The 2,065-nt window shown below is 49.0% G+C and carries 2 protein-coding genes; both read left to right on the top strand.

The window, feature by feature from the left end:
- A partial coding sequence (locus tag IQ260_RS30145) for an ABC transporter ATP-binding protein (protein WP_193996731.1) occupies positions 1 to 1,266 on the top strand: 1,266 nt, incomplete at its 5' end.
- A partial coding sequence (locus tag IQ260_RS30150; protein ID WP_193996732.1) for an ABC transporter permease occupies positions 1,263 to 2,065 on the top strand: 803 nt, incomplete at its 3' end. The genes IQ260_RS30145 and IQ260_RS30150, both read left to right, overlap by 4 nt.

The raw sequence follows: 2,065 nt of genomic DNA on the forward strand, positions 1-2,065 counted from the left end.
CAGCTGCGAGATAGCCTGGGATGGCAGCGACTGGAAGTGCGCGCTAGCAATCTCGGCATCGCTGAACAGAGTTTGCTAAAAGTCGATACTCAAAAGTCTGCTCAAATTTTTGATGTACAAACCTTTGGCGATCGCCTGGATATTCTCGTTGACAATGCCCAGACCAGTGAAACTGAAATTCGTAAACTGCTAGAACAGCATCAGCTAACGATCGACACGATTCGTCAGGCAGCGCCCACCCTGGAAAATGTTTTTGTAACTCAACTACGCCAACAGGGCTCTGATCCCGCCTTTGTTCCATTGCCTCGGCTACGTCCATTGCCCGCCTACGGTAAGGATGACATTGCCATTGGTGCCCGCAACCTGAGCAAAGTCTTTGGAAGTTTTCAAGCGGTTAAAGGCGTCAATCTGGATATCCGCTATGGCGAAATCTATGGATTATTGGGAGCTAATGGGGCTGGAAAAACCACCACGATCAAGATGCTGTGTGGATTGCTGGGCATTACCAGTGGTGAGGTTATACTGGCAGGTCAAAACCATAACTTACGTAGCAGTGCTTTGCGACAGCGTATGGGCTACATGAGTCAGAAATTTACCCTCTATGATGACCTGTCCATCCAGCAGAACCTAGAATTTTACTGTGGGGTTTATGGTGTTCCTCGTCGTCAACGGGTTGACAAAATCAATTGGGTTTTAGACATTTGTGGCTTGACAGGCAAAGCAGACCTGATTACGGGGCAGCTGCCAGGTGGTTGGAAGCAGCGGGTAGCCTTTGGGGCATCGGTTATGCATGAACCTGAAATTCTGTTTTTAGATGAGCCCACATCAGGGGTGGATCCGTTGGCTCGACGTCAATTTTGGCGATTGATTGAAGACTTGACGCGTCAGGGTACAGCAGTGCTGGTAACCACACACTATCTAGAAGAAGCTGAACATTGCAATCGGATGGCATTTATGGCAGCTGGAGAGATTGTCGCTCAAGGGTCCCCGAGCCAAATTAAGGCGAGTCAACCGGGACAGCTGTTTGAGGTGCAGGTTCCTCAGCCTCAGGTCGTCTCCGACTTACTCAAACAATATTTTGATGCTTGGAGAGTATCGCTGTTTGGCGATCGCCTCCACATTGTCCTAGACCAGCCAGACATAGAAATACCTCGGCTGCGCTCTTTACTGAGCGACTTCAATATTCAATCCCTCCAAACGGTGCCATTTTCTCTAGAAGATGCCTTTATTGGCATTATCCAGCGCACCCAGGAAGGTCAATCATGAAGCGCATCTGGTCTCAATGTGTCAAAGAACTGGCTCAATTTCGTCGCGATCGCTTGACGTTTGCCCTGGCCTTTATCCTGCCATTGGGGATGCTGCTCATTTTTGGGTATGCTATCCGACTAGAGACAAAAAATATTCCCCTGGCGATCCAGGACTTTAATCTGAGTCCTCTCAGTCGTAGCTACATAGAACGACTCTTTGCCACCAATCAGTTTCAGGCTATCCCATGGTCAGGAGAGGGAGATCCGGTGACCATTATTGATCGGGGGCAAGCCAAGGCTGCGGTGGTGATTCCCCCTGATTTTTCCCGCCGCATCAAGGCTCAAAAATCGACTCCTATCCAAGTTTTAGTCGATGGCACAGATGTTAATAATGCCCGAGTTATTCGCAACAGTATTCGAGCGACGACTAGCTTTTTCTTGCAAGATCAGGGATTACAGTCTAAATCGGCTAGTGTCGTTGCCCGAATCCGGCTCTGGTTCAACCCAGGGCGTAAAGAGTCTCTCTTTATTGTGCCAGGACTCTATGCTGTTATCTTGGCAATCTTTCCGGCTTTATTGGCTACCCTTGCCATGGTGCGTGAGAAGGAGCAAGGCACTATTGTGCAGGTTTATGCCTCTAATTTGAGTGCTGTTGAGCTGTTGCTGGGTAAAGGACTAGCCTACTTCATTGTGGCGATGGGGGAGGCTCTTTGCATTATGGGGCTAGGTTCGCTTCTGTTTAGGATTTGGTTTACAGGCAGTCCTATGCCCCTGTTACTAGGACCCTGTTTATTTGCCGCAACCAGCGTCTTTTATGG

The organism is Leptolyngbya cf. ectocarpi LEGE 11479, assembly GCF_015207065.1.
Taxonomy (GTDB): domain Bacteria; phylum Cyanobacteriota; class Cyanobacteriia; order Phormidesmidales; family Phormidesmidaceae; genus Leptothoe; species Leptothoe ectocarpi.